Consider the following 23,144-nt stretch of genomic DNA (forward strand, 5'->3'; position numbering starts at 1 on the left):
TTTCCCGTCTCAGTGGGGTCGCATTATAGGGAGATCCGAAAACAGATCAACCCTTTTTTGAAGAAAACTTGAAATAATGTGCTGTTCGCACATATTTGCATCGAAATGGTTACTTTAAACACTAAAAAGGCCCTGATTGGCCTTTTTAATTAGTTTACTATGAGCTTCCACCCAAGTTTACCTTGCTGTTTAGACTCTTGTTGTAGCTCGCTGGCCATTAATGGATGATCTTTTAACCAGTTACTTTCAAACTTAAGGTCTAACACTTCATTTTTAGCAGTTAACTCAAACTTAGGCAGTACATCATCTTGTCTGCGCATTGATAAGATGACTGCTATCCGTAGTAATCTCACTATATATTGCGCTAATAGACTATTTACGCCGAGTGAATTAAAACAGCCTTTTGGAAAATCAGAACGATGCGCATCTGCTACCGCTACTATTAATTTATGCTCAGATTGTGAAAAACCAGGCATATCGGTATTTTCCAAAATATAAGCGGTGTGTTTATGGTACTGCTTATACTCTATTAGTAATCCAATCTCATGAAGCTGCGCTACCGCTTTTAATAGTGGTAACCCATTTAAACTTTCAATTGGCCAATCTTTATCAATACTTACCGCTAACTGCATAGCTAAGCTTGAAACCCGACACGCTTGTTTTTGATCAACGTGATAACGACTCATAAACCCATCAACTGTGCGCTTACGAATGTCGTTATTATGAAACTCCGGAACCATGCTATATAAAACGCCTTCACGCAGTGCTCCACCCGCCAATCCCATTTTTTCTATTTCAAGAGATTCAAATAGTGCGATTAAGATTGCGAGCCCTGATACAAATACCAGTCGACGGTCTTCACTTAATCCAGGAAGGTCTAGCGCTGCAATAGTGCTAAATGCAATTGCTTGCTCTTTTATAGTGTTGAGCTTTTCAAGCGTAAGTAAATCGTCAAGATTTTGAGCGACCATAATTTCTTGAATTGCTTGCACTGTGCCAGAAGCACCAGATGCAATTTGCCATCCCGCTGTTTTATATTCTGGAGAAATTTCATCAATGACTGTTCGAGCTGCTTTTATGGCTGCGTTAAAGTTACTCTTACTTAATTGGCAATCTTTAAAATAGCGTTCAAGATAGGTAACACACCCCATATTGAGGCTTTTGTAATGTAAGGCATCAAATGCTTTACCAATTACAACTTCGGTACTTGCACCACCAATATCAATAACAAGCTGTTTGCCAGTACAAGATGAAGTATGAGCAACACCTTTATAAATTGTACGCGCTTCTAATTCTCCGCTAATAACATTAATGTTATGACCTAGAATTTTTTCGGCATGATTTTTAAATACGTCGGCGTTAGTTGCTAAGCGTAAGGTAGCTGTTGCTACTATGGTGATGTTTTTGTCTGGGATATCTTGTAGACGCTCAGCAAAAAGGGCAAGGCATTCCCAGCCTCGCTGCATTGCTTCAGTGCTTAATACGTTTCCTTTATCAAGCCCTGCGGCTAATCGGACTTTGCGTTTAACACGTCCAATTGTTTGTAGACCGCCAGCAATTGATTTGGCAATAAGCATATGAAAGCTATTTGAGCCCAAATCAATAACTGCGTACACATTTTTTTGCGGTTTAAGTTGCCCCACCGTTCAAAAACCTCTAGTTACTACTACTCATACAAACGGTCGCTTACGACCGTCCTTTTTGGTAACTATTATTTGGGCGACGTCCGCTGTTATTACTACGGTTACGTGGACCTGTTGAATAGTTGCGCTTTCTTTGAATAATAGGCTGAGTTAAATCATCTAGCAATGCTGTTTTATCATAATGTGATAAAGGAATGCTGTGCTCTATATATTCTTCAATTTCATGCAGGTTGTATGCATATTGCTCACATGCAAAACTAATTGCGTGGCCTGATGCACCAGCGCGGCCAGTACGGCCAATACGGTGAACATAATCTTCACAATCGTCAGGTAAATCAAAGTTAAACACATGACTTACTTCTGGAATATGAAGACCACGCGCTGCAACATCGGTCGCAACTAAAAAGTCTAAATCACCTTTGCTGAATTGCGCTAATATAGTTTGGCGTTTTTTCTGGTTTACATCACCAGTAAGCATACCTACACGATGACCGTCTGATTTAAGCCAAGCATATACTGTTTCACAACTGTGCTTGGTATTTGCAAACACGATTGCCTTCTCTGGCCATTCTTCTTCAATTAAGGTTAACAACAGCTTAATTTTATCTTCTTGCGAAGGATGAAATAGCTCTTCTTGAATACGTTTACCCGTTTTAACGTCAGGTTCAATTTGAACATGCTCTGGGTTTGTCATGTGCTCAAAAGCTAATTCTTGTACGCGGTACGACAATGTGGCAGAGAATAATAAGTTTAAACGCTTTGATGTATCTGGCATACGATCGAACATATAGCGAATATCTTTGATAAAACCTAAATCGAACATACGATCGGCTTCGTCCAGCACGACTACCTCAATTTCATTAAGGGTGTAACAGCCTTGCTTATACAGATCAATTAGGCGACCTGTAGTACCAATTAAAATATCAACGCCTTTTTCTAGTTGTGCACGTTGTTTTTCGTAATCTTCGCCACCATATACTAAACCTAAGTTAAGATTACAGTGCGGCGCTAAAATTTTAGCATCTTTGTGTATCTGAATCGCAAGCTCCCGAGTAGGGGCCATGATCAGGGCTCTTGGATGTTTACTAGGTGCTTTGCTAGATTGTAATAACCGATGGCACGTGGCGGTTAAAAACGCCAACGTTTTGCCTGTACCCGTTTGAGCTTGGCCCGCGATATCGCGTCCATCACAAATAAAAGGTAGGCATTTTGCTTGAATAGGTGTGCAATATTCAAACCCATTCTCGGTTAAACCGGCAACCACTTCCGGTGCGATAGCAAAGTCTGAAAACTTTTTATCGGTTAAATGTGTCTTAGTCATAGCGTTTAAGCATAACGTTTAAACTTGCAATAAGAAACAAGAGTGTTTAAATACGCACTAAATATTTCGCCTAACTAAATCGGAGAGCGCAATGAGCGAGAAAATAATCCAAATTACTGACGATAGCTTTGAAGCTGACGTATTACAATCAGACAAACCAGTACTAGTAGATTTCTGGGCTGAATGGTGTGGACCTTGTAAAATGATCGCCCCTATTCTTCACGAAGTTGCTGATGAATACGACAGCCGTGTGACTGTTGCTAAATTAAATATTGACCAAAATGCTGGCACACCGCCAAAGTTTGGTATTCGTGGTATCCCTACTTTACTTCTTTTTAAAGATGGCCAAGTAGCTGCAACGAAAGTAGGTGCTCTTTCAAAAACTCAACTTATCGAGTTTTTAGAAAACAACATCTAACGGTAAGCTAGAACAATAAAAAGGGCTTTTTGCCCTTTTTTAAATTTATTTTGTATAAAGACTGGACGCTTTGCCAGTGAACTGCTAGTTTATAAAGCCAACTAATCCTTAGTTATATTCAACAAACCTCACTCAACGATCAAAGCGATTTTGAGTATGACAACTGTAATAAAGAACCCACCAATATGCATTTACGCGAATTAAAAGACAAGTCGATTAAAGAGCTTGTAGACTTAGCTGAGTCCATGGGGCTCGAAAACGTAGCCCGCTTAAGAAAGCAAGATATCATTTTTGCCATTCTTAAATCCCATGCCAAAGGCGGAGAGAATATCTTCGGCGGCGGTGTATTAGAGATTTTACAAGATGGTTTCGGCTTCTTAAGATCATCAGAAGCCTCTTACTTAGCTGGGCCAGATGACATTTATGTTTCACCTAGCCAAATTCGCCGTTTCAGCATGCGTACTGGCGATTCAATTTCAGGCCTTATTCGTCCACCTAAAGACGGTGAACGTTACTTTGCTTTACTCAAAGTAAATGAAGTTAACTTTGATAAACCTGAAAACTCTCGAACTAAAATTCTTTTTGAAAACCTTACTCCACTACATGCAAACGAACGTTTTCGCATGGAACGTGGTAACGGCAGTAAAGAAGATATTACAGCCCGTGTACTTGATTTAGCATCTCCTATTGGCCGCGGCCAACGTGGCTTGTTAGTAGCTCCGCCAAAAGCGGGTAAAACAATGCTACTTCAAAACATTGCACAATCAATTACGCATAATCACCCTGATGTAACATTAATGGTTTTACTTATTGATGAACGTCCGGAAGAAGTAACAGAGATGCAACGCCTAGTTAAAGGTGAAGTTATTGCATCAACGTTCGATGAGCCAGCTTCTCGTCACGTACAAGTTGCCGAAATGGTTATCGAAAAAGCAAAACGCCTAGTTGAACATAAAAAAGATGTTGTTATCTTATTGGATTCAATCACTCGTTTAGCACGTGCTTATAACACCGTTATTCCTTCATCAGGTAAAGTACTTACTGGTGGTGTTGACGCTAACGCATTACATAAACCTAAGCGCTTCTTTGGTGCTGCACGTAACGTTGAGGAAGGTGGTAGCTTAACAATTATAGCTACAGCGCTTATCGATACCGGCTCTAAAATGGATGAAGTTATCTACGAAGAGTTTAAAGGTACTGGTAACATGGAACTTCACCTTAACCGTAAAATTGCGGAAAGACGTGTATTCCCTGCTATCGACTTTAATCGTTCAGGCACTCGTCGTGAAGAATTACTAACAAAACCAGATGAGCTTCAAAAGCTTTGGATTTTACGTAAAATTGTTCATGACATGTCAGAAATTGATGCAATGGAATTCTTAATCGATAAACTATCGATGAGCAAAACCAATGATGAATTTTTTGATTCGATGAGACGCCAATAAAGCATCTTAGCTGAATAAAAAAAGCGCCTAAGGCGCTTTTTTTATGTCTGGATTAAACACAGTTTAACTTTCGTTATACTTTTTTAGTACACTCTGCAGCGTATCAACGAGCGCTTTAAAGTCATTCGCACTACTTTTTTGGGTCCTGCGTAAAAGGGCTCTATCTAAACTTTGAGCCGATTGCGCAATTTCATCTAAACCAAACATTTGCGCCGCTCCTAAAATGCGATGACTATCTTTTTGTAGCGCGGCTAAATCTTCACTTATAAAATGCTGAGTAATCGTTTCACTCTCCAAAGCAAAGCTTTGCTTAAAACTAATGACAAGATCGCTCATATCAACTTCATTTTGCTTTGTAATTGGCTGATCTTCTGCATTATGTAGGTGGCTGGAAAGCGCTTTATAAAATGACTCTTTATCTATCGGTTTACCTAAGTAACCACTAAACCCTAACTCTAAATAGCCATCCACTTCATGACTCATAGCATTTGCAGTTAAAGCAAAAATAGGCCGCTCAAAACCACACTGTTTTAATAGCTGAAAAGCAGAACGCCCATCCATCACAGGCATTTGAATATCGAGTAGCACTAAATCAGGATACTCTTTTAAGCACTGCTCTACCGCTTGCTCACCGTTTTCAACGGCAATAACCTCGAGCCCCATTGAACGTAAATAGCGGCTTATTAACCTTCGATTATCAGGGTGATCTTCTGCAAGTACAACACGCCCTGCCAATTGCTTATTTACCTTTGGAGCACTTTGAGTTTCAATCAGGCTTTGCGATTTATTTACCTCTGCGCACGGTAAAAAGAACGAAAACTGACTGCCCTTTTTGTATTCGCTTTGTACACTGATATAACCGCCCATCATCGCGGCTAATTGTTGCGATAAGCTAAGGCCTAACCCTGTCCCCCCAAAGCGACGGCTAATACTGTTATCAGCTTGGCTAAAGCATTCAAAAATAAGCTTTAACTGTTTAGAGCTCATACCAATACCGGTATCTTTTACAATAATCACTAGCCCTTGTTCACTCTTATTTAAAGCAATAATGATTTGGCCAGCGTGAGTAAACTTAATAGCATTAGCACATAAATTTATAAGAATCTGTTTTACGCGTATTAAATCCAGCTTAGTGTAAAACTCATTACCCACTTGATTGTCTAAAATGAGGCGTAAATTTTTTGCTTTTGCTTGAGTGATAAACATTGCATGTACGTCATTTACAAGCTCTACAATATCAAAGCACGAAATATTTAACTCTAATCTATTGGCTTCAATTTTACTTAAATCGAGTACATCATTTATTAAGCTTTTTAAATGGTCACTGTGACGCTGAATTACTCTTAATTCATCTTTAAGTGACTCAGGCTCATATAATTCATTAATTAAAGCATCTGTTTGCCCTAAAATAGCCGTTAGTGGAGTGCGGATTTCGTGGCTAATATTGGCCAAAAACTGGCTTTTAACATCGTTAGCTTCTCTTAGCTCCTGTGCTATTGCTTGTAACTCGGCAGTGCGCTGCGTAACTTGCTCTGTTAACTGCTGCTTAGCGCGTTTTTCTGCGCCACGGCGGTAAAGCGCAATACCAGTTACAACAACCAAAAGTAATAGTAAAAAAGAGAATAAAGTAAGCTGAGAACGCTGCGACATTTTTAGCTCTTGCACACGTCGATCTTGTTTAAGTTTTTCTATCTCTTGGTTTAATTGGGTTGCTTTAAATTGATGCTGAAGTACCGCTAATGCATTTATAATTGCTGTACTTCTGAGTTTTCGCAGCTCACTAATATATTCTTGTTGCAAGGCCATTGCGCTTGAATAATCGCCTTTACTGGCTTCAAGTAGTGCTTTAGTCCCTAAACCCTCCCTAATTATTCGCTCACTGCCATATTCATGGGCAAGTGAAATAGCTCTATCTAAACTTATTTTCGCCTCTTCTAAGTTGCCTTTAACAAACTGAATTTTACCAAGCGCATGTAGCGCATTAAGCTCTAAATTATGGTTACCTATTTTAAGCGCATAATACTCACCTAATTTAGCTTGCTCGTATGCTTCATCTACTTTTTTTAACACTAAATTAGTATTTGCCAAGTTAGTATATTGCGTAGATAACTTATTGTAATCATTGGCTGAAATATAATAACGCAGCGCTAGCTGGTAATAATGAAGTGCTAAGTCAAATTGATTACTCTCCATATGAGCAACACCCATATTGTTGTATACCTGCGCAATACCGCTTTTATCATCTAACCGCTGATAAACTTTAAGTACATCTTGATAAAGACTAAATGCACTATCGTAGCGTGATAAGCGTATATAAACGCCTGCTATATTAAGTAATATGTCGGTTTGATCTTGCTCACTACCGTGCGCTTCGTAAATAGCTTTTGCCTTTAAGTAAAACTCTAGGGTATCGCCTAGCTTATTCATATTAAAATAAGCCAAACCAATATTATTTAGTAAATTTGCTTGTTCAAGTAGTTGTTCATTTTTTTCAGCTAATACTAGGGTGCGGGTATATTCACTTATGGCCTTTTGAAATAGGCCTTGATAAAAAAGTGCTACACCTTGCATTTTTATTGCACGAAAGTGCTCGTCAGGAAAGAAAGTATCTGAAGTGTTTTTTTCTAATAATTTAAAATAGTGTAAAGATTCTTTAAAATTATCAGCCGATAACGCACTATTACCTAATGCCGAATAAACAGCGACACGCTCTTTTTTAGAAACGTTTTTATTAGCAAGTAACGTATTTGCTAATTGTAATTTAGGCTCCCACTGCACTTCGTTTTTGAATTGCTCAAATAACGAATCACTATTTTGGGCAAAGCTAGGAGCTATTAGTACACAGCATATAGTAAATAAGAGGCATTTAAACTTGCCCAGCATAATTTTAATCCTTCAAACCGTTACTTATATCAGTGTAATCTTTATTGAAGATACACTAACTACTAGGGCCTAAACAATGCTTAACCCACTGATTGATGAGATTTTTGAGCTGATATTAACAAGGCAGGTTTGGCAAGTTCATACTTTAGCAGCAGAACTGACAAACCGCAGCGCAATAACAACACTCGATAAAAGCCCTGAACGTGATTTATTTAAACGTAACTTTTTAATTATGAATGCATTGTACCAACTGCAGGCACAATTACGCCCTCAAAGTTTACTCATTTCAACTCTGCATATCGAGCTTTTAGAAAAAGAAGATAATAGTTTAGTAACAACGAACGAAAATTTGCGAGATTATTATTTAGATTGGCGTAATTACGATACCGGTGAAGAGAAAATTGATGAGCTTTTGAATAGTTTTTGGCGTCAGTTTAAAACGACATCACCACAACAAGTATTAAATGACAATGAATTTAAAGCGTTGGCTTTAGAATGGAAGTTACCTGAAAATTTCACTCTTAAAAACGTTCAAAAGCGCTGGAGACAACTTGCATTACAGATGCACCCAGATAAACCAAATGGTTGTGAAGTTAAGTTTAAAAAAATAAAATTACAATACGAGCAACTAAAGGTAGCTGCTCGCTAATTTGTTAAATTAGTGGTTTAAATTAACGAGTAAGGCGACGAGCGCGTATTTTACGCCCTTTAATGTTGCCTTCGGTTAGTTTACGAAGTGCTGGTTTTGATGAGTTACGTTCAACAGCAACAAATGCTACGTTATCAAGTACGTTAATTTTACCTACCTGACGACCTGCAACTCCATCCTTACCTGTCAGAGCACCAAGAATATCGCCTGCACGTACTTTTTGCTTTTTACCTGAATCAATCATCAAAGTAACCATTTCAGGGCGGTACGGCGGTTTATCTAATAAATTAAACGGCGGCATTTGCTCTGGAGTAATATCACGCTCGTAATGATCGCCAATTTGTGCAATTTTAAACGCTTCAGCTTCACCGTAAATAGAACAAGCAATGCCCTTTTTACCAGCACGTCCAGTTCGGCCAACACGGTGAACATGTGTTTGCGTGTCATGTGCTAAATGGTAGTTAATAACCATATCCATGTCATCAATATCTAAACCTCGTGCAGCAACATCGGTTGCAACAAGTATTGAAGCACTTTTATTTGAAAAGTGAATTAGCGTACGTTCACGATCGCGTTGCTCTAAATCACCGTGCAATGCAACAGCGCTGAAGCCTTCGTCAGCTAAATCATCACACACTTGTTGAGTTTCTACTTTGGTATTACAAAATACAACACAGCTTTGTGGTGTAAATTTAAGAAGTAATAACTTAAGCGTTGGATAGCGCTGCTTATTGTTATCCATTTTGTAGAAGTACTGCTTAATTGTGCTTTTGGCTTGCTCTTCTTCTACTTTAACCATTTCTGGATTTTTAAGTACACGCTTAGCAATTGCTTCAATAGCTCTTGGGAAAGTAGCACTAAATAACAATGTTTGACGACTTTGTGGAATACGCTCAATAATTGCATCAAGTGTGTCTTGAAAACCCATATCAAGCATTTGATCAGCTTCATCGAGCACCAATGTTTCCACATCATCTAAACGTAGAGTACCTTTACGAATATGGTCATCAACACGCCCTGGCGTGCCAACAATAATATGCGCGCCATGTTCAAGTGAACCTATTTGCGGGCCAATTGAAACACCACCACATAACGTCAATATTTTAATGTTATGAATGCCGCGCGCTAATTTACGCATTTCTACCGCAACCTGCTCGGCAAGTTCGCGAGTCGGACACAAGACTAAAGATTGAATACGAAAGCGTTTTACGTTTAATTTAGCTAACACACCCAAGCTAAACGCAGCAGTTTTACCTGAACCGGTTTTTGCCTGAGCAATGATGTCTTTACCAGCAAGTACAGGCGGCAAACTTTGCGCTTGTACAGGTGTCATGTGGGCATAGCCAAGTGTTGATAAGTTATCAACGAGTCCAGCCGGTAAAGCCAAAGATGAAAAAGCAGTTGAAGTCACAGTAAGTTCCATAGCAATAAAATAACATGGGAGAAAGCCCCACTAATATGCAGCTTATAATAGCAGAATTCGTAATTGGCAACCATTAACAAACACATTATAAAACATGTTAATGAAAGGTGTTGAAAATGATAGTAGTTTGCATTAAGATCGCGATTGTTTTTACATACCTGCGCTGGAAGCAATTAATGAAACTGAATTCTATTTACATAGCACTATTAGCAAGCATTACAACAAGCACATATGCAAACACTACCGACCTTGAACGCATAGAAGTAAAGGGAAGCTACTTTAACGATTACAAAGTAGATAACGCTAATGGCGCAATGAGAACATCAGCTTCATTACTTGAAACTGCACAATCTGTTACTGTAATAACCGACACTATTATTAGCGAACAGCTTGCCACTACACTTGGCGAAGTACTCACAAATGACGCAAGCTTAACTGCAGGCTCACAACAACGAAATCGTGAAGTATTTAACTTACGTGGCTTTGAGCTGAGCTCATCGACAGGTTATTTACGCGACGGTCATCAGCATTGGTCGCACTATCAGCAACCAATCGAAATTTTGCAGCAAGTTGAAGTAATTAAAGGCCCATCAAGTATTTTATATGGTCAGTCAGGCCCCGGTGGCTTGGTTAACATGGTAACTAAAAAGCCTACAGCACAAACACTATTTAATGCCAGTGCCGATGTAGATCAGCATGGCTCAACGCGCTTTATGGTTGACGCTGCAGGTGCCTTGACTGAATCGGAAGATTTACGTGCTCGCGGGATTTTAGTAAAGCAAGACGTTGACTACTGGCGTGAGTACCAAAACGGTGAAAACCGTGAGCGTGACCGCTTTTTAGGTGCATTAGTTGTAGATTACGATATTAGCGATAACGCATTAGTACGTGTGCATTACGACCGCACAGATGACGAAGCAGGTTTAGATACTGGCGCATGGATAGACGATAATGCCAATGTAATTGGTAGCGATAAAACAATCCGTGATATGTCTTGGGCATTTACCGACATAACCGTAGAAAACCTAGGTGTAGACCTAGAAGTATTTTTAACCGATAACTGGCAAGTAAAACTTGGCTATAACGAACAAACGTTTGAACGTCAACGCTTTGAGTCAGCACCTCGCATGCCTAGTAGCTTTGCTGAAGGTGACAGCTATGAATCTCGTCCTTACGACCGTTTTGACGATTGGCAATTTAAAACTGCATTTATTGATTTTATTGGTGAATTTAAAACAGGTAGCTTACAGCATCAGTTTTTAATTGGCGCAAACTCGCTAGATTACTACTACGGGCAACGCCGTACTTCTGCTGACTACTTTGATTTTTCTGCAGGACAAGCAGAACCATCACGCCCATCTGTAAGTTATAAAACAGATGATACAGTAAGCGAAACTGAATACGACTATTACGGTATTTACGTTCAGGACTTAATTTCGTTCTCACCACAATGGCAATTATCGCTAGGTGGCCGTTACGATAAGCAAACTCGAGAAGGTGCAGATAACGAGTCATTTGTACCAAAGGTAGGTGTGCTTTATCATCCAAATACTTCGGCAACTATATATGCAAGTTATTCAGAAGGTTTTGAGCCTCAAGGTAGTGAAACTCTGATTGATGAAACCGATGTAAATAATGGCATGAAGCTAGATGCCATTACCTCAGAGCAAAGAGAGATTGGTATTAAATGGCAATTATTTGATGACCGTTTACTGCTTACAGGTGCAATTTTTGATATTAGTAAAGAAGGCACACTTGTTAGCGAACAGCTTGAGACGCCTATTGGCTCATTCACAAGTGAAACAAACCAAGTGGGTGAACAACGCCATAAAGGTGTTGAAGTAAGCGCACAAGGTGCTGCTACCGACCGCTTATTTGTTATGGCATCAACTATGTATCTAGATGCTAACTTTGAACGCGATGAAGTATTGGAAGGTAAACGCCCTACCGATGCACCAAAATGGTCGGCATCACTTTGGACTCGTTATGAATTAAACGACGCCATTGCCATTAACGCTGGCGCTTTTTACGAAGGCGAGCGCTTTGCAGATAGCGATAATACAATTACTAAAGATGCATATACACGTGTTGATGTTGGCGCCACTTATAAGTTTAACTTAAGCAATACCGATATTAATTTACGTCTTAACATCGAAAACTTATTTGATAAAAGCTATTTAGGTGGTGGCGGCACGAGTAATGTAACTGTTGGCGAGGGCACAAATCTTCGTTTAGCAGCGCAATTTAGCTTTTAAATAAATGCCTTAAATAACAGTGTTAAAAGATAGCCCGCGTACATTTACGCGGGCTTTTTTATATCTAAACTTTTATACCTAACAGCATTAAACCTATTACAAAGCCTATTCATCTCATCTATTTTTTATCATGTTTGTTACATGTTCTAATAGCGCTAATTATTAAAAAGGCTTACCCAAATGAAAAAATTAATTACCGCACTGCTGCTTACTAGCAGTATGGCTGCAAACGCTAACAACGCCGAATTTACCCAAAAGCAATTACAACAAGTCAATGAAGTGCGCACCTCTGCACTAAATAGTGATCTAAGCTATAAATTACTAGAGTCATTAACAACTGAAGTAGGACCTCGCTTACCTGGTACTGAAAATGATAAAAAAGCAGTGGCATGGGCTAAAGCTAAATTTAATGAGCTTGGTTTTGATAAAGTATGGCTTGAAGAAGCGACTTTTCCTGAATGGCGCCGTTATAGCGAAAGCGGAAAAATACTAACACCAAGCGAGCAACCTCTACATTTAACTGCATTAGGTAACAGTATAAGCACGCCTAAAGATGGGATCACAGCGCCAGTAGTCTTATTCGAAACACTTGATGAGTTAATTGCAGCACCTGCAAATAGCCTAAAAGGTAAAATTGCGTATATTAATTACCGCATGAACCGCGATATAGATGGGAATGGTTACGGACCTGCTGTAAAAGCACGTGGCACAGGCGCTATAGAAGCGTCTAAAAAAGGCGCTGTTGCCTACATGATGCGCTCGGTAAGTACTGGTCATCATCGTTTTGCACACACTGGCGGTAGTTACTACAAAGAAGGTGTTACAAAAATACCTAATGTAACCATTGCTAACCCAGATGCCGATCAGATTGCACGACTCATTGCTTTAGATAAAGACGTATCGGTAAATATTAATGTGCAAACCGAAAGCCTTGGTGAAGGCACAGGTTATAACGTTATTGGCCAATTTAATGGTACCGAAAACCCTGAGCAATATGTATTAATTGGCGGGCATTTAGATTCTTGGGACTTAGGGACTGGCGCACTAGATGACGGCGCAGGCGTTGCACTAACAATGGCAGCCGCTAAACATATTAGCGATGTAAAGCGTCCTAAGCGAAGTATTCGTGTGGTACTTTTTGCAGCCGAAGAGCTAGGCCTTTGGGGTGCAAAAGCCTATTTTGCAAAGCATAAAAACGAGCTAAGCAATATTGTTGCAGCAGCTGAGTCTGATTTTGGCGCTGATGTTGTATATGCTTTTGAATCGAACGTAAGCGCAGAGTCACTTCCTGTAGTGCGTGCTATTGCAAAAGAACTTTCGCCGTTAAATATTGAGCATATTGGTAAAAACCAAGCGAATGGTGGCCCTGACCTAATTCCACTTAAAGCAGCAACCTCAGCACCTATTTTTGAACTTGCTCAAGATGGAACAGATTACTTTGATTACCACCATACAGCTGACGATACGCTTGATAAAGTAACACCTGCTAAGCTGCGTCAAAATACCGCTGCATACGCTGTATTTGCTCTAATGGCTGCTGATGCAAAAACAACAATTAAGCCTAAAGCTCAAAATAAGTAATAACAGACATACTTACTTACAGTTTGTGGCTTTAACTAACACGCTTCTTGTTTTACCTTTAGGTAATTAAACAAGGAGCGTGCTTTATGTTACTTTTCAACACGAGTGAATCATTTCCACATTTTGCACAAACAACACGCTGCCCTCATTGTCAAAGCGACGCCTACCATTTAGTAAATAAAAGCCGCTATTTACGGTTTAGTATTTTACCTATGCTTGCCTTAAAATTAAGCTATAAACGTGAGTGCTATCAATGCGGAAAAAGCGAACCGGTTAAAATATCGCAACTACCGTTAATAGAAAAACTAAGCCTACCTAAATACTTTATTGGTGTATTTTTATTACTTTGGATTGTTTTATTTGTTTATCAACAGCACCTTAATAGCGAGACTCGAAAGGAAGGCTATTTAAATACGCCTAAAATATATGATACTTACTTAGTACACGCCGACAAATTTACACACGAGCCCTGGACCTTAACCAATTTAAGAATTGCTCAAATTTTAAATTTTGACGAACAATTTATTACCTTTCAGATAAGCAACTACAGCTATAAACGTAATAATAGTATTACTTTGGCAATGCGTACTAGCCAGCTAATTCAAGACAATTACTTTTCCACTAAAACAATCACCCTCCCTCGTGATGAAGTAGCACGCCTTTACAACGACGAAGCTATTTACGACGTGCTGCGCCCCTATGCCAACATCCTTTATGGTGGGTTTGTGATGCATCCTCCCAAACCTAAGCCACTATATAAAGGCTTAAAGCTCGATAAAAACAATCAACAAGGCATTATTTATTTTAAAGATGGTTTGTTTGTTGAAGCATTTAATAGCTTTAAACAAGCTGCTGAAGCGGGCTCTCAATGGGGGCAATTAAATTTAGCGCAAATGTATCGTGATGGTCAGGGAATAGATCAGGATCAACAGCAAGCTATTTATTGGTATAAAAAGGCCATTGAGCAAAAAAATACTAAAGCACAATTTGAATTGGAATCTCTTTGTAAAATAGCTAGCTGTGAATAAAGCAGCAAGTATGTTACTTGCTGCTTTAATATTTTATAACTCTAAATGTTTATCTAAAAAATTAATTACTTGTTTGTAGTAAGCAGTTCTGTGTTCTTCTTTGTAAAAACCATGGCCCTCATCCTCCAATAACACGTACTTATAAGGATGGTTAGCTTTTTTCAATGCAGCAATTAATGATTCGGCTTGTTCAATAGGGGCTCGTGCATCTTCACCTGCGTGAACTATGAACACAGCTGCTTTAAGCTTATCTATATTATAGCTAGGTGAAAATGCCTTCAAAAGCGTTTCATCAGTGCCTAAAACGTTTTCAAGATAGTTTTGTCCTGTACTACGCCCTGAAATATCACCTTCTTCAAACATTAGCGGTAGGTCATAAATACCAACTGTTCCAATTGCACACTTAAACATGTCTGGCTCTAAAATGGCGCTCTGCAAAGCTGAATAAGCACCAAAGCTTGATCCCATTATACATATGTTGTTTTTGTTTACCGTTCCATTAGAAATTAAAAACTTAACACCATCAATAATATCAAACTGAATATCAGAACCCCACTTTTGGTAACCTGCTTCTTCGAAGTTTCGACCAAACCCACCTGAACCTCTAAAATTAACTCTTAGTACAGCCATTCCCCTACTTGCTAATAACTGTACCTCAGAATCATAACCCCAATAATCACGAGGGCCATGTGGACCGCCATGAGGCATTACAACTAGAGGTAAGTTTTTATCTTCAAGACCATTAGGAACAGTTAAATACCCATAAATAGTTAAACCATCCCGAGTTTTATATTGAATAGGTTTTGTCTTTGAAAGCTCATTTTCGTTCAGCCAGCCACGCGCTGAAAATAATATTCTTAGCTTATTTTGTACCCCATCGTATAAGTAATATTTACCAGGGTTGGTATCACTTGATGCGTAAATAACATTAATATCGCCATTAGAGGTGCTACTGACTAACTGCACTTGGTCGCCCTGCAATGCTTCTATCAAAGACTTTAAACGAACACTTTTATGAGAGTCTTTATCTATAAAAGCATAGTTTGGATAACCTAACTCACTTTCTATTGCAAATAATTCTTTTGAAACTTCATCAACCCAAACTCTTTTTGGAGATACATATTGTTCTTGATGAACTAATTCAATTTCCTTAGTATTTAAATTTAGTTTATATAACCCTTCAGCCTCTCCACCAACAGAAGCAGTCATATAAATGTTGTCACCAGACTTATCAAAAGCTTTTAGTCTAATATCGCCATAACTAACCTCTCCTAAATTTAATTTCTCCCAGTCACCGCCATCTTTTGCCTTAGTATGTATTTTTGCATCTATATAATTATCTGTAGATACTGAAACACGAACATTACCATCGTGGTCAGTTAAAAATTCAGCCATACGTGATGGAGACAAAGTAACTTGCTTCCTTTTGCCCGTATATACATCTACTTCATAGACAATAGTATGCGGCTCATTACTCGAGGTCCAAGGATAGGTAACTACTAACATTTTTCTTTTGTTAGTAACTAAGGGATCTAATACAAATGAAGTTCCGTATAAAGGAGTCTGCCTTTTAAGGCGTGTACCTGTTTGCATTTCACCATGGTAACCAATTAGATACTTACCTCTAGCCCCATTAGCATTTACGCCAAATATCTCACCATGATATTCAGGGTGGTCTTGCCACCCTTTTAAATACTCTTTAGTGACAACAACTCGTTCATTATTAACCCAATGATAATCACCAACTTGAGCATTTCCTTCAAAGGCAACTGCATGAAGCATTTTAAAGTTTTCAGTATCAAAAATAACAAGCGCATTTTTACCTGCAACTTTATTTATAACCGCTAAATACTCGCCGCCTGGAGAAATAGTAGCGTGATTAAACTCTTTATTTTTACTGAAGTACTCCACGGGGATTTGGGGCTGCTTTGAGAAGCTAAAAAAGCTTACAAATAACAGAAGTACTAACAAGTTACATCTTAAAAGAAAATTCATCATAATTCCCTGTATTAACAACAAGAAGTCATAATATATAAAGTCTTATAAAATGTAACGAAAATGATAACTAAATGTGTCTGCTATTTTTTAAATAACTTTGTATAACCTACATGTATAAGCACGACAACTAAGCCAGCAATCACGCCTAGCAAACCATCAAACAATAGAGGAGCTAATACTTCTCCTGTACCGCCAGCAACAGATTGGGCATAGTTTGTTACATCGACTTGAGTATGATGCAGTAACTCAACACCATGTACTAAAATCCCGCCACCTACTAAAAACATCGCGATGGTGCCCGCAAATGCTAAAAACTGCATCAACCTAGGCGCTGCTGCGAGTAAGCCTTTCCCAAGTAATTCTTTAAATTTATTAGCTGTTACCTTTGATTGGTTGAGTAAATAAAGCCCTGCATCATCCAGTTTTACAATACCTGCCACTAAGCCATAAACACCAATAGTCATTATAATTGCGATAACACAAAGCACTAAAGCTTGATTAAGCAATGTAGCACCAGCCACAGTACCTAAAGTAATCACAATAATTTCGGCAGAAAGAATAAAGTCGGTTCTTATTGCCCCTTTTATTTTTTGTTTTTCGTACTCAACTAAATCTAACTTTTCATCTTCGTCTACCGCTTCACTGTTATGAGGCAAAAACTTAGCAAATACTTTTTCAGCTCCCTCAAAACATAAAAACAAACCACCCATCATTAAAAGCGGTGTTATTAACCAAGGCAGCCATACGCTTATTAATAAAGCAGCGGGTACGAGTATCGCTTTATTTAAAAATGAGCCCTTTGCCACAGCCCAAACAACCGGTAATTCACGCTCTGCTGCTACACCTGTAACCTGCTGTGCATTGAGCGCTAAGTCATCGCCTAATACACCCGCTGTTTTTTTTGTTGCAACCTTACTCATTGTCGCAATGTCATCAAGTAAAGTGGTTATATCATCTAATAACGTTAAAAGGTTAGTACCTGCCATAAAGCTTCCGAGCTCAAAAAATATTGCTATAAACATAACTTAAAGCGCTGCTTTCACCAACGGTTAATTTTGCTTTGTTATTCTTACATTAGATTAAAATTTTGCCCTGTGTTTTAACTAACGCTTAAAGAAGATGGGAGGAAAAATGAAAGTATATTTAGCATTAATCGCTATTTTACTAAGCTTAACCGCTTGTAGTGATTTAAAAACCAGTACTGCTTACCAATGCGATGATGAGAGCGTAAAACTCAACATCATTAACAATTCTGAAGCCGAACTTATCTTTAACAATAAAGTGCATGTACTTAATCACGAAAAAAGTGCATCAGGGAATAAATATATAAGTGAAGAGGTACTGTTTTGGGGTAAGGGTAATGAAGCCATGTTAATCATCGCAGGTAAAAAAAGACAGTGCACCAAGGTTTAACATAAAAACAACCAATAAATTACAATAATGCTACAATAATTAAAGACCCATTATTGTGATGAAGTTATGCGTTCAATTGCGATCAAACATAAAATAATTTTAGCCTTTACAGCCATTGGCATATTGGTGCTAACAAGTAGTGTATTTTTTTATTGGTCATTAAACAAAATTAGCGTTAACAATACCCGAACCGAAAAATTAGCGGTTCCGGTACAACAGTTCAGCAAAGATTTAAGGCTATCATTACTGTCTATTACCAAATTTAACGCCTTAGCTTACAGCCAAGCAAACCTTGATTTACTTCAACAAAATAAAAAACAGGCGCAAGTTGAGCAACAACAATTTAGCGATATGCTCAATTTGTTAAGCACTCAACTAAATCAACAAATAACAATGCAAAATTTACTCGCCAGTACCAACGCAGGTTTCGAGCAACTGACTGAAGTAAGTGTCGCAATGTTTAGCGCTAAAGAGCGTAAGTTTGTAGCGCAAAATTCCACCATAGAATTATCAGCAACGTTTAACGAGCAACTTTACAATTTAGGTTCTAACTTACTTGATATAGAACTTTTAGAAGTGCCTGTAAAACAGCAGGCGTTACTTAATGCTATGTTTGGAACAGCGACCCGTATAGACGATTTATTGTTTAACTTAAGCAATAATATAAAAAGCATTACTCAAACTACAAGTATCAATGATTTAAATAGCCATCAGCAAGATACCCTATTTCTACTAGATAACATCCAACCTAATTTCACCTATTTAGAGCAACAAGCGCTACCTTTTAATAATGCGTTTAATGCTAAAAATTTAACGGCTAAGTTTAATCAATTAAGAGAGTTACTTAACAACGATACAGGAATTTACGCCCAACAAAATAAAGTGCTCAAAAGTACTATTGCTGCGGCTCAAAATTTTGAACACTTTCAACAGCAATTTATAACAACAGAAGGTCAGCTTATTGAACTTAATAAATTGGCTGATGAGCGCTTTAATGCCTTACAAACTAATGCAAAGGCCGCCATAAATACAGGGATTAGTTCTGTAGTAATTATTACGATTGTTTTAATTATATTGATTATCGCTATCTCTATTTTTACAACTCGCGCAATGCTAAAACCGCTTAAAAAAGTAAACCGCGATTTAGCCCGAATCGCCTCAGGTGATTTATCAAAGCGAAGCCACCCACGTAGTAAAGATGAATTTGGTACTTTGCTAAATAACATAAATACACTCAGTGAAGACCTTACTAATCTAATTGGTGCAATTAGTAGTGACGCCCACGAGCTAGACCGCAGCGCTATTAAAACCAGTGAAAAAGGTCAGCAAATGACGGTTGTTGCACAACAGCAGTTAGAGCGAAGCGCGCAGGCAACATCGCTTGCACACAATATGCTAACCAACTCACAAGCGGTTTATGAGCAAGCAGATAAAACATCAAGTGAAATAACAAACGCATCGCAATTTGCAAATGATGTAAACGAGATTGCTAATCAAAATAGTCTAAGTATAGAAACTTTATTGCAGCGTCTTGATAAAGCAGTAGGCAGCACAGAAGAACTCGCACAGTACACTCAGCTTATTGAAGCCATTGTTGAAACAATTAGTAGCATTGCCGAGCAGACTAACTTACTTGCACTTAATGCTGCAATTGAAGCAGCGCGAGCGGGTGAAAACGGACGCGGGTTTGCTGTAGTTGCTGATGAGGTTCGATCATTAGCTGCACGTACACAAACCTCGACTAGCGAAATAAACACCATGATCCAAACATTGCAACAACACACTAAAACAACTCAAGAACACATTACTGATGGCCAACACCAAGCCAAGCAATGTGTTAAAAACAGCACTGAACTAAATAAAGCCGTAGAGCGTATTAAAAGCACATTGTTGTCTGTTAATCAGATGAGTGAGCAAATTGCTCATGCATCACATGAGCAATTGACTAACAGTGGCGACATTCAACAAATAATGGCAAAGGTGACAGAGCAAGCAACCTTGAATGCCCAAAACGCGACAACCCTAGCAAGCGAAAGTGAAGACGTAAACCAACTTGCACACTCTTTAACGAGTGCCGTAGAGCGCTTTAAGTTTTAAGTGCAAGTAATGACTTGGCTTGCATGAAATGGGTATAATACTTTAACTCTTTTGCTTAATAGCGGCCCACAATGAAATATAAAGATCTACGTGATTTTATCGATTTGCTTGAAAAAAAAGGCGAACTTAAACGTATCACCCAAGAAATCGACCCGTATCTTGAAATGACCGAAATATCTGATCGCACATTGCGTGCAAAAGGCCCTGCGTTATTATTTGAAAACCCAAAAGGCTACGATATGCCGGTGCTTACCAACTTATTTGGTACACCAAAACGCGTAGCAATGGGCATGGGCCAAACAGATGTTAGCGAGCTTCGCGAAGTGGGCAAGCTACTCGCTTTTTTAAAAGAACCTGATCCACCAAAGGGTATTAAAGAAGCTCTAGGCGCTATACCTATTTTTAAGCAAGTGCTTAATATGCCTGCAAAAGAAGTAAAAAAAGCGCCTTGCCAACAAGTAGTTTTAGAAGGTGATGATGTAGATTTAACTAAATTACCTATTCAACATTGCTGGCCAGGTGATGCAGCACCATTAATTACTTGGGGCCTTACAGTTACCAAAGGGCCTTATAAAAAGCGCCAAAATTTAGGCATTTATCGCCAGCAATTATTAGGCAAAAATAAAATAATTATGCGCTGGTTGTCACATCGTGGTGGCGCGCTTGATTTTCAAGAATGGTGTAAAGAAAACCCAGGGCAACCCTACCCTGTATCGGTAGCATTAGGTGCCGATCCTGCCACTATATTAGGTGCTGTAACGCCTGTACCTGACACTCTAAGCGAATATGCATTCGCTGGCTTATTACGTGGCAGCAGAACCGAAGTTGTAAAATCTATTTCAAATGACCTACAAGTCCCTGCCAGTGCAGAAATAGTACTTGAAGGTTACATAATGCCTGGTGAAATGGCGCCAGAAGGCCCTTATGGTGACCATACCGGTTACTATAATGAAGTCGATGACTTTCCAGTAATGACGGTAACTCACTTAACGCATCGTAAAGATCCTATTTATCACAGCACATTTACCGGCCGTCCGCCTGATGAGCCTGCTATTTTAGGTGTGGCACTTAATGAAGTGTTTGTACCAATACTACAAAAGCAATTCCCTGAAATTGTCGACTTTTACCTTCCGCCTGAAGGGTGCTCATATCGTATGGCGATTGTAACAATGAAAAAACAATATCCAGGCCATGCTAAGCGCGTGATGATGGGTGTTTGGTCGTTCTTACGTCAGTTTATGTACACCAAATTTGTAATCGTCTGCGATGACGATGTTAACGCCCGCGATTGGGAAGATGTTATTTGGGCTATAACAACCCGAATGGATCCAGCGCGTGATACAACATTAATAGAGAACACACCTATTGATTATCTCGATTTTGCATCGCCAGTCTCAGGTCTTGGTTCAAAAATGGGAATGGATGCTACCAATAAATGGCCTGGCGAAACCACCCGCGAATGGGGCGAGCCTATTGTTATGGATAAAGACACCAAAGACCGCGTAGATGATATTTGGGAAAGCCTTAATATTGTTTAAGTGTTTATATGTAAGTACATATCAGGCTATAAAATAACCCTGCAGATATGCTAGAATCTAGCTATTCGATTGCGTATCTGCTGTTACAAGCGCTGCTAAAAGGTAAAAAATGCAAACATTAAAAGCTGAAGTTGTAGCTATCAGCCCACTTACAGAATTTGTTCATAAAGTAATTTTAAAGCCACAACAACCTGTGACCTTTGAAGCTGGCCAATACATGCAACTCGTATTAGGCGAAAAAGACAAACGTGCTTTTTCTATAGCTAGTCGCCCTTCACAGTGCGATGCAATAGAACTGCATATTGGCGCCTCAGGTGCCGATTCGTATGCAATGCAATCGTTAGAGCATTTACGAAACGCCCATACCACAGGGCAGTTAGTAGACATTGAAGCTGGCTTGGGTATTTCACAGTTGCGCCTGCAATGTGAGCGCCCTATTATTTTACTCGCCGGTGGTACTGGTTTTTCATACGCAAAATCAATGGCTGATCATTTAGCTGAAATAAAATGCGACCGCCCTGTATTGTTTTACTGGGGCGTAAAAGAAGAGTCTGCTTTATATGCACATACAGAAATGCAAACATGGGCAGATAGCCATGAGAACTTTAAGTTTATTCCTGTAGTAGAAAATCCATCTGCTAATTGGCAAGGACACACTGGCTATGTACACAAAGCAGTAATGCAAGATATTGTGTCACTAGAACCATACGATATTTATATGGCAGGTCGTTTTGACATGATAGGTGTTGTCCGTGATGACTTTATTACTCATGGTGCAATTCGTGAAAACATGTACGCAGATGCATTCGCATTTATCAAATAATTGAAATTTACTTTCAGTTATAAATAAAGGCACCTAATCGGTGCCTTTATTTTTATAACAACAAATATTTAATAGTTAAAACCTATCAACTCCATCAATATAAACAATTTCCTAAATCCCTATCTATAAACCATACTTTGTATAGAACATCAGCGGGAGAGACCCAAATGCTAAATACAAAAGTAAAAGATTTTATGCAACGCAAGTTGCCAAATATCACACCAGATACAGAAATGACGACAGCCATAGCAGAACTACAAAAATTTAAACTACTTGGCGCACCAGTATTTGATAAAGATAAATGCTTAGTTGGATTTATATCAGAGCAAGAGCTGTTAAAACCACTTACGCAAAGCAGTTATTTTTGTGATGGGATGGTTAAAGTCTCGCAGCTTATGCAAACAGAGGTAGTGACCGTTAGCGGCGATACCAACATTATTGAGCTTGCACAGCAGATGCAGCCTGGTAAACCAAAAAACTACCCTGTTGTAGAGGGTGTTAAAGTAATCGGTATGATCAGCCGAGCAGACGTACTTAAAGCGCTTTACGATAATTACATAAGCTGCCAAACACATTAAATTGCAGATACAAAAATGCCGCTTATATAAAGCGGCATTTTTAATGCTCTT

General features: G+C 38.9%; 17 protein-coding genes. 11 read left to right on the forward strand and 6 right to left on the reverse strand.

Going from position 1 to position 23,144, the window contains the following annotated elements; genetic code table 11:
• Positions 1-149 precede the first annotated feature (149 nt).
• Together gppA and rhlB are read right to left on the reverse strand one after the other, a co-directional pair.
• Positions 150-1,643, reverse strand: coding sequence for a guanosine-5'-triphosphate,3'-diphosphate diphosphatase (gppA, locus tag GQR47_RS10540; protein WP_024594870.1), 1,494 nt, complete (start codon positions 1,641-1,643; stop codon positions 150-152).
• Between the two features lie 43 nt (positions 1,644-1,686).
• Positions 1,687-2,964: an ATP-dependent RNA helicase RhlB gene (rhlB, locus tag GQR47_RS10545; protein ID WP_002960940.1), complete on the reverse strand. Its 1,278-nt coding sequence runs from the start codon at positions 2,962-2,964 to the stop codon at positions 1,687-1,689.
• A gap of 91 nt (positions 2,965-3,055) precedes the next feature.
• Between rhlB and trxA the strand changes: the two genes are divergently transcribed.
• Together trxA and rho are read left to right on the forward strand one after the other, a co-directional pair.
• Positions 3,056-3,382, forward strand: a complete 327-nt coding sequence (gene trxA, locus GQR47_RS10550; protein ID WP_002960942.1) for a thioredoxin TrxA — start codon at positions 3,056-3,058, stop codon at positions 3,380-3,382.
• 185 nt (positions 3,383-3,567) lie between these two features.
• Positions 3,568-4,827 (forward strand): transcription termination factor Rho, encoded by a 1,260-nt coding sequence (rho, locus tag GQR47_RS10555; protein WP_002960945.1) that lies wholly within the window; start codon positions 3,568-3,570, stop codon positions 4,825-4,827.
• Positions 4,828-4,890: 63 nt separating this feature from the next.
• Here rho and GQR47_RS10560 read toward each other — a convergent pair whose 3' ends face one another.
• On the reverse strand, positions 4,891-7,710 hold the full coding sequence (locus tag GQR47_RS10560) for an ATP-binding protein (protein ID WP_024594869.1): 2,820 nt from the start codon (positions 7,708-7,710) through the stop codon (positions 4,891-4,893).
• Between the two features lie 76 nt (positions 7,711-7,786).
• Between GQR47_RS10560 and GQR47_RS10565 the strand changes: the two genes are divergently transcribed.
• Positions 7,787-8,359: a DNA-J related domain-containing protein gene (locus GQR47_RS10565; RefSeq protein ID WP_002960947.1), complete on the forward strand. Its 573-nt coding sequence runs from the start codon at positions 7,787-7,789 to the stop codon at positions 8,357-8,359.
• 22 nt (positions 8,360-8,381) lie between these two features.
• Here the strand turns inward: GQR47_RS10565 and dbpA are convergent, their stop codons facing one another.
• Entirely contained in the window at positions 8,382-9,770 is a 1,389-nt protein-coding gene (gene dbpA, locus GQR47_RS10570) for an ATP-dependent RNA helicase DbpA (RefSeq protein ID WP_024594868.1), read from the reverse strand.
• A 188-nt stretch (positions 9,771-9,958) separates the two neighbouring features.
• Between dbpA and GQR47_RS10575 the strand changes: the two genes are divergently transcribed.
• The 3 genes from GQR47_RS10575 to GQR47_RS10585 all read left to right on the forward strand — a co-directional run bounded on the left by GQR47_RS10575 (position 9,959) and on the right by GQR47_RS10585 (position 14,646).
• Positions 9,959-12,037: a TonB-dependent receptor gene (locus GQR47_RS10575; protein ID WP_024594867.1), complete on the forward strand. Its 2,079-nt coding sequence runs from the start codon at positions 9,959-9,961 to the stop codon at positions 12,035-12,037.
• Positions 12,038-12,217: 180 nt separating this feature from the next.
• On the forward strand, positions 12,218-13,618 hold the full coding sequence (locus tag GQR47_RS10580; RefSeq protein ID WP_165723769.1) for a M20/M25/M40 family metallo-hydrolase: 1,401 nt from the start codon (positions 12,218-12,220) through the stop codon (positions 13,616-13,618).
• A gap of 86 nt (positions 13,619-13,704) precedes the next feature.
• Positions 13,705-14,646, forward strand: coding sequence for an SEL1-like repeat protein (locus GQR47_RS10585; RefSeq protein ID WP_165723770.1), 942 nt, complete (start codon positions 13,705-13,707; stop codon positions 14,644-14,646).
• Positions 14,647-14,679: 33 nt separating this feature from the next.
• Here the strand turns inward: GQR47_RS10585 and GQR47_RS10590 are convergent, their stop codons facing one another.
• Both GQR47_RS10590 and GQR47_RS10595 read right to left on the reverse strand, forming a co-directional pair.
• Positions 14,680-16,644, reverse strand: a complete 1,965-nt coding sequence (locus tag GQR47_RS10590) for a S9 family peptidase (RefSeq protein ID WP_240915884.1) — start codon at positions 16,642-16,644, stop codon at positions 14,680-14,682.
• An 80-nt stretch (positions 16,645-16,724) separates the two neighbouring features.
• Complete coding sequence (locus GQR47_RS10595) at positions 16,725-17,630, reverse strand: DUF808 domain-containing protein (RefSeq protein WP_024595166.1); 906 nt, start codon at positions 17,628-17,630, stop codon at positions 16,725-16,727.
• A 145-nt stretch (positions 17,631-17,775) separates the two neighbouring features.
• Between GQR47_RS10595 and GQR47_RS10600 the strand changes: the two genes are divergently transcribed.
• The 5 genes from GQR47_RS10600 to GQR47_RS10620 all read left to right on the forward strand — a co-directional run bounded on the left by GQR47_RS10600 (position 17,776) and on the right by GQR47_RS10620 (position 23,093).
• Complete coding sequence (locus GQR47_RS10600) at positions 17,776-18,057, forward strand: MliC family protein (protein ID WP_024595167.1); 282 nt, start codon at positions 17,776-17,778, stop codon at positions 18,055-18,057.
• 66 nt (positions 18,058-18,123) lie between these two features.
• Positions 18,124-20,154 (forward strand): methyl-accepting chemotaxis protein, encoded by a 2,031-nt coding sequence (locus GQR47_RS10605; RefSeq protein WP_024595168.1) that lies wholly within the window; start codon positions 18,124-18,126, stop codon positions 20,152-20,154.
• A 71-nt stretch (positions 20,155-20,225) separates the two neighbouring features.
• Positions 20,226-21,692 (forward strand): 4-hydroxy-3-polyprenylbenzoate decarboxylase, encoded by a 1,467-nt coding sequence (gene ubiD / locus GQR47_RS10610; protein ID WP_002960958.1) that lies wholly within the window; start codon positions 20,226-20,228, stop codon positions 21,690-21,692.
• A 109-nt stretch (positions 21,693-21,801) separates the two neighbouring features.
• Positions 21,802-22,515 carry an NAD(P)H-flavin reductase gene (fre, locus tag GQR47_RS10615; protein ID WP_024594622.1) on the forward strand — a complete coding sequence of 238 codons (714 nt, stop codon included), beginning with the start codon at positions 21,802-21,804 and terminating at the stop codon, positions 22,513-22,515.
• Positions 22,516-22,682: 167 nt separating this feature from the next.
• Positions 22,683-23,093, forward strand: coding sequence for a CBS domain-containing protein (locus GQR47_RS10620; protein WP_024594621.1), 411 nt, complete (start codon positions 22,683-22,685; stop codon positions 23,091-23,093).
• The last annotated feature ends 51 nt before the right edge of the window (positions 23,094-23,144 follow it).

The sequence above is a fragment of the Pseudoalteromonas sp. Z1A2 genome (genome assembly GCF_011378755.1).
Taxonomy (GTDB): Bacteria; Pseudomonadota; Gammaproteobacteria; order Enterobacterales; family Alteromonadaceae; genus Pseudoalteromonas; species Pseudoalteromonas distincta.